6 protein-coding genes are annotated in these 6,985 nt (G+C 40.4%); 1 reads left to right on the forward strand and 5 read right to left on the reverse strand.

The window, feature by feature from the left end:
• Window positions 1-93: 93 nt before the first annotated feature.
• From QZL64_RS13905 to thiT, 3 genes are all read right to left on the reverse strand, one after another.
• Window positions 94-1,386, reverse strand: a complete 1,293-nt coding sequence (locus QZL64_RS13905) for a molybdopterin molybdotransferase MoeA (protein WP_021842549.1) — start codon at window positions 1,384-1,386, stop codon at window positions 94-96.
• Between the two features lie 123 nt (window positions 1,387-1,509).
• Window positions 1,510-2,805, reverse strand: coding sequence for a molybdopterin-guanine dinucleotide biosynthesis protein MobB (locus QZL64_RS13910; RefSeq protein WP_021842550.1), 1,296 nt, complete (start codon window positions 2,803-2,805; stop codon window positions 1,510-1,512).
• 30 nt (window positions 2,806-2,835) lie between these two features.
• Window positions 2,836-3,372 carry an energy-coupled thiamine transporter ThiT gene (thiT, locus tag QZL64_RS13915; RefSeq protein ID WP_021842551.1) on the reverse strand — a complete coding sequence of 179 codons (537 nt, stop codon included), beginning with the start codon at window positions 3,370-3,372 and terminating at the stop codon, window positions 2,836-2,838.
• A gap of 306 nt (window positions 3,373-3,678) precedes the next feature.
• Here thiT and guaC point away from each other — a divergent pair, with 306 nt between their 5' ends.
• Complete coding sequence (guaC, locus tag QZL64_RS13920) at window positions 3,679-4,665, forward strand: GMP reductase (protein ID WP_006556499.1); 987 nt, start codon at window positions 3,679-3,681, stop codon at window positions 4,663-4,665.
• A 966-nt stretch (window positions 4,666-5,631) separates the two neighbouring features.
• On the opposite strand, the gene QZL64_RS13925 is transcribed toward guaC, so the two are convergent.
• Together QZL64_RS13925 and QZL64_RS13930 are read right to left on the reverse strand one after the other, a co-directional pair.
• Window positions 5,632-5,961, reverse strand: coding sequence for a hypothetical protein (locus QZL64_RS13925; protein ID WP_021842553.1), 330 nt, complete (start codon window positions 5,959-5,961; stop codon window positions 5,632-5,634).
• Between the two features lie 301 nt (window positions 5,962-6,262).
• Window positions 6,263-6,739, reverse strand: coding sequence for a hypothetical protein (locus QZL64_RS13930; RefSeq protein ID WP_021842554.1), 477 nt, complete (start codon window positions 6,737-6,739; stop codon window positions 6,263-6,265).
• Between the last annotated feature and the right edge of the window lie 246 nt (window positions 6,740-6,985).

Below are 6,985 nucleotides of genomic sequence, written 5' to 3' on the forward strand. Positions count from 1 at the left end.
TGAGTTGTCATAAGAAATTTTTAATAAGCCTTATCGAATCCTGATGGCGATAGTTAGTTTGTAAACCTTATTGGTGAGCTGCCACAAAAGAATTTATTCATGAGCCTTCAATAGCGATACGGCCACTAAATCCCCTTCTTCATAGTTATGCTGACCTTGTTCCAATTTTGCCATACCATTGGCGTGGGCAAGTCCCAGTAAAGCACTGGAAGTGAATACACGATTCGGCATGAACACGGCTTCCCCTGATTCACAGGTAATGGCCCCTTGCACATAACGATCAAAGGGGTTCTTTTTGTGAATGCCACTGCCCAGTTTTAACATAACTACCGGTAACATGATATCGCGTCGTCCTTGCAAACTACGCAATACCGGTAAAACTAACAAATGATAGCAATTATACGCCGCTGTAGGGTTACCGGAAAGGCCCAAGCAAAAAGTAAGACCACCATTTTCACGACGAATCACACCGCCATAGGAAGCGGCACCGGGACGCATGAAGATGCGATCATACAATTTTTCAGCCCCTAAGGCTTCATAAATCGCCGGCATAGAATCAAAGAGGCCCACAGATACACCACCGGTGCTTATAATTAAGTCCGCATCAGCCGCCAACTGACGAACTGTTTCAATTTCTTCATCCAACTTATCCGGATCGTCACTTACATGATGTGCTTTAAAACCGGTAACCCCTTGCTCCTTCAACAAACCTTCCAGCATATAAAGATTAGAGTTGTAGATTTGAGCACCTTGCAGCGTTTCTGAAAGGGGCACCACTTCGCGACCTGAAGTTAAAACTACAACCTTAGGTTCTTTATATACCGGCAATTGTCGATGCCCGAGCCCGGCTGCTACAGACACACGGCCTGCATCCAATAAAACACCACCATCCATCAATATATCCCCTTCGGCACATTCTTCGCCTTCCGGAATAATATTTTCGCCTTTTTCAATAACGCCGTTTACTAAAATATCGTAACCCATAGGTTCCATTACGTCGCGCACCTGCGAATGCTGCAACGGTATCCCATCATCGGAGCACAAACGGCAGCGTTCCTGCATAACAATGGTGTCACAATCATCAGGCACCGGTGCGCCCGTCATGATGCGCACAGCTTCACCTTGAAGAACTTTGCCTTCATATTTTTCACCCGCACCGATTGTGGCAATAACCGTAAACTGCGATTGTCCTTCACTATGTACAATGGCATAACCATCATAAGGAGCCTTACGAAATGGCGGAATACTTGTCTTGGCAGTCAGTTCTGTGCTTAAAACGCGGCCCAACGCATCTTCTAAAGGAATATTCTCTGTTTCTCGGGGCGGTAACTGTGCTACCAAATCCAATAATTTACTTCGCGCCGCTTCAACCGTAATGCCTTCCATACGGTCACCTCCTCAGCTTTTTTATAATCTAAATAAAATATACCTTTTGAAAAAACTGCAATATCTGCTACATCATCTTAAATAGTATATTTCTTAAAATAAAATACAAATTCCTACAATGACTTAATTAAAGCACACTTCTTTTACCAACCAGTTGGCCAATGATTCTATGTCATGTAATGAAAACACAGCTACGCCGTCTGACGGTAATACATTTTCTTGTGAAAACGCCTCATTGTCGTTCATATACACCACGGCCAATAATTTATCAACCGGCGTAATGCAGTTTTCAAAATTCGTCGGTGCCTCCGTTACCACTTCAATAATCGGCTCTACACCGCGGCTCCGCGTTTCCATAACTACAATATCGACCGGCAATTGTTCGGCCAAGGTCATTAAATCGGTTGGCCCCTCCGTTTTATTTAAAATCGCATACCCGGTAGGTCCGGCAATGGCTACAGCCTTCGCGCCGGCGTTATCGGCCTTCCATGTATCAGTTCCTTCTGAATCCATGGTAAAACCGTGACCATCACTTTTGACAAAACCCACTTCATAGCCAAGAGCATCCAAAGCCTTAATTAAGCGCGTAGCCACTTCGGTTTTGCCCGTTTTAGACTGACTGGCCACCACGGAAATAATCGGTTTTTGACGAGTACTGTTATACGCTAAAGCGCGAATCGCCTTATATTCATTATAAGTGTTTACATTTTTATAGGCATAGGCGTTAGCCGATACATCGACATATTCTGTCAGACAATGGTCAAAAATGGCCCGCAAACGGCGTTCCCCTTGCTGTAACAACTTTATAATAACCGGCAGACAACGCTGGCTATATAAGGCCCCCAAAGGTTCTAAGTTGCCATTTATAGTAGGCACAATACAATCTACCGGGGTTCTCCCCAAATGCGAGCGAAGTTTTGTTACATCGCCAAAGTCAAAATTGTCAAATAACGGCATGTCCACCGACACCGCCAAATAAGCATCACAATGCCCTTCACTAAGGCCGACCGCCAAACCGCCCAAAGGGCCGCATGGTTCGCCCTGATCGGCCGTTAAAAAGATAGATAAGGTCCGCTCGTTTTCCAAAACCCATTCCAAACGATGCACATCATGAGGCTCTACGGTGGCCAATTCAGCATCACTAAGGCGTACCCGACCACTTAAATCCGATAAAGGATGCATAGCATAGAGTTCACCCGGTAAAGTTCGTAAATCGACCGGCTGATTACCGGCGATAACGATATGTGAAAAAGCAAAGGACCTCGCCCTGGTCATGAGCGAGGTCAAAAGTGTGCCTTCTTGCCAAGGCAACGATGCTTTGTCACGTCCCATGCGAGTACTTTGACCGCCACACACTATGAGAAGCCCCATATCATGCAATTGGTTCATATCTGTACGTTCTACTAAAAGACGTTTCATAAATAACTCCATTAACTCATTCAGCCACAATTAACCGCGCGCCGAACGAATTCCTTTCATAATACGGTTATAGAACAGTACTATAACCGCCATATTAATAACTAATTCCGGCACCATATAACTGGCATTATAAATCATAGAATAAATCCATGGGTTTTGACCGGCCGGTGCATAGGAAGCAAATACGACAGCGCCCGACACAACGGAGCAGACCCAGCGTAATGCACATCCGGCTGTAACGCCCCAAATAGCGCGTACACGGCTGTTACCGAAGAAACCGGCAACACCGATGGCACCATAGCCTAAAATATAATCCAGTAAGATGCTTAAAAAATGAAGCGAAAATTTGAAGCCCAGCAAAAAATCGATGATACCGTAAGCCATACAAGTTATGACACCCCACTTACCACCCCAACGAATGGCAAAAATGATAAGCGGTACCAAATTGGCTGCATTCACCGAACCGCCTTGCGGCATTTGAAAGAGGACTACAAAATGTAATACATATGCGATTGCAATCGATAAACCCGCTTCCACCAACATTCTTGTACGTTGTTTTTGTTCCATAAATATCCTCCCGACCATGGGTCGTTATCACAACAACAGTAAAGATATGATTTGCGTTCTCCTTAAGCTTTTTACCCAATTGCTTGCAAATATAATTTAATTATACCGCCAGAGCGAAGTATAAATCAACTCAATACCGTTTTTTGCCCCAAGTATCGGAGTTTTTACAAAAAGCAAACATGGCATTTACAAAACCCGAACATTAAAACGATATATAAATCATACTGTTCGAGTTAGGCTTGCAAAAACACTATCTTTCCTATATAATGTCTAATGGATATTTATGTTATTACAAGGAGGCCTTCCATGATTAATACAACAAACATTTTTGATTATGAAGACATTCAGTTAATCCCGAATAAATGTATTGTTAACAGCCGTAGTGAATGTGATACTTCAGTAAAACTCGGCAATCGCACATTCCGTTTACCGGTTGTACCGGCCAACATGCAGACGATTATTGATGAAGAATTGGCTGAAAAATTAGCCCGCAACAATTACTTCTACATCATGCACCGTTTTGCTCCACACACTCGTCTTGATTTTATTAAACGTATGAAAGAACAGGGATTATTTGCATCCATCAGTATTGGTGTAAAAAAAGAAGAATTTGATTTCGTTGATGAAATTAAAGCAGCCGGTCTTTCTCCTGAATATATTACCATCGATATCGCTCACGGTCATTCCAATTCCGTTATTGAAATGATTCAGCATATAAAAAAACAATTACCGGAAAGCTTCGTTATTGCCGGTAATGTTGGTACTCCTGAAGCCGTTCGTGAACTTGAAAATGCCGGCGCTGACGCTACTAAAGTCGGCATTGGACCGGGTAAAGTATGTATCACGAAATTAAAAACCGGTTTTGGTACCGGCGGCTGGCAGTTATCCGCTGTTCGTTGGTGCACCAAAGCGGCTACTAAGCCTGTTATCGCTGACGGCGGTATCCGTGACCATGGCGACATTGCTAAATCCATTCGTTTTGGCGCTACTTTCGTTATGATTGGTTCCCTCTTTGCCGGTCACACCGAATCTCCGGGTAAAGAAGTTGAAATCGACGGCAAACCATACAAAGAATACTTTGGTTCCGCTTCCGAATCTCAAAAAGGCGAACGTAAAAACGTGGAGGGTAAAAAAATGTACATTCCTTCCAAAGGCAGCCTTTTCGATACCTTAACTGAAATGGAACAAGACTTACAGTCCTCTATTTCCTATGCAGGCGGTAATAACTTGACTGCAATTCGAAAAGTGGACTATGTAATTGTTAAGAATTCGATATTCAATGGGGATCGCTAAGTCGTAATAGGCGAAGCCCTGCTGTGGCCGTAGTGCTACATATATAAACTGAAAGACCCTATACATCCTGTTCCCTCCTAGGTGCCACGGGCACAAAAGTCGGTTCACAGGATGTATAGGGTCTTTTTGCGTTTCTGCGACTTTAGCATCTAGGACCACAGCAAAGGGTATCGCCGTATTAGATCTTAGCTCTAGGAGAAGTGCGGCACAAAAGTCGCTTCATAGGATGGTAAGGGTCTTTTTAAGTTTCTGCTACTTTAGCACCTAGAGCCACATCAAAGGGTGTCGCCGTATACAATCTTAGCTCTGGGGAGAGCTTGGGTGCCACGGGCACAAAAGTCGGTTCACAGGATGTATAGTGTCTTTTTAAATTTCTGCTACTTTAGCACCTAGGACCACAGCAAAGGGTGTCGCCGTATTAGATCTTAGCTCTGGGGAGAGCTTGGGTGCCGCAGGCACAAAAGTCGGTTCACAGGATGTATAGTGCCTTTTTTTATTTCTGCTACTTTAGCGTCTAGGGCCACAGCAAAGGGTATCGCCGTATTAGATCTTAGCTCAGGGAGAAAGGTTCTTTAGAGATAAAAAGCTTTCAAGATATAGTGTTCTAAAAGTACTGTGTACACTAATTCAAATTACTGCTCATATAATTAAAGATATTCTTAAAAAATTTTATAATGGCTTTACACCATACTATACACTCTTTTAGAAATAGGTATAACGCCAATGATCCCAGAAGATAAATCGCATTAAATAGTTTGTCAAAAGTATAGTTACCATTGTTTATAATTCCTGCAATATTGCCATATAGAAATCCACACAAACAAATGAATAGTACTAATCGTGGAATCCATGTTTCCAATAATTGACACATCTTCTTTAGCCATTCCTTTAAATCCATATCCCTAGCTCCCTCTCAAAGGTATTAGTATATAACTCTTAGTTCATTCCATCTTTTCTGAAATATTATTAAAATCGAAACTCATCCCACATCGGTTTTCCCCATGAGTCTGTATAAACCGGTGTCTCTACTAATTTCCCCGCTTTGCCTTCTTTTAATCGTAAATAAATCTGTTCATCACCAGGTTCCAAACGCTGTAATACTATGACCCTGTCCCCATACACCTGTTGCAAGCCCTTTATTTGTTTATCATTTGCATCATATAGATAATACAAATCATTTACATAGTCTATTTTTATAAACCCGTCTTTCCCATACGAAGTTGGATATATACAAAGACCATAGATATATTGTGCATCCGCGAGAGCATTTTTAGGAAGCAGTAAATCTATATTCATTTTTCTGTCGACCAGCACATTAGCATGAAATATGCCATTAGCCTCATACCTTGGCTACCCCCATTTAGATATTATCATGGAAATTAACCAAATAAATATCATCAATATTAGGAGCATCATATACAATATATGAAGGAAGACTAAAAAAATTTTGGGAATTTTATTTTTAATCATATTTTAGCCTCCTTCTTGTAGATATGACTTATGCAAATCTACTATTTTAACAATTATTTTTCATTAAGACTCCCATTTTTATATACGCATATATGCCTGATGAGAAAATGTCTACAATTATCAAATACTAATAAATTTTAACTATCATCTCTTTTTGCTTTGTTTCTTCTTTTAATTCTGTCGACACCTTTAATATTTCAAATATTCTAAGTTCTTCTTTATTCATATCACTTTTATTTATTAATATAAGACCATCCTCATTACGTAATCTTAATAGTTTGCCTTTTTCTTCTGTATTTTCAACAAATATCTGAATTTGATCCTTCTGTCGCTCTATAATACCCTGAAAATAAGGTCCATATACATATAATTTATTACCACGTTCATAACTAGATTGTATGTCTTTAGCAATAATATTATTATTTTTCCTGTCATATAAAAATATACGCTGCCCATCCGGCAAAAGAGAAAATCTATTCAGTTCAAAAAACTCATTTATAGTTACTTTCACATGCTCTACCTTTACCAAAGGATAGAACAATAGCCCAAAAAATACTATCAATAAAGCAGTTGCACTTATAAGGCGCCTCAAACTATTTTTCACAATTTTATTTCTCCATTTTAAAGCATTAAATATATAGACTTCAAATTATCGACTAAAAATACAATAAACCATATCCCCCATAAACGTACTCTTATATTTTAGAACAGAACAAATGTACATCTTGAAAACTTTTATTTATTATATCAACTCATATGAAAAATAACAATATTCTCTGAATGATAAAATAATTTTCATAATTATCTTTATCCCCCCTAAAAATCATAACCACCCGTAGAACGGGTGGTT

The sequence above is a fragment of the Veillonella sp. CAG:933 genome, from assembly GCF_000431435.1.
Classification (GTDB): Bacteria; Bacillota; Negativicutes; order Veillonellales; family Veillonellaceae; genus Veillonella_A.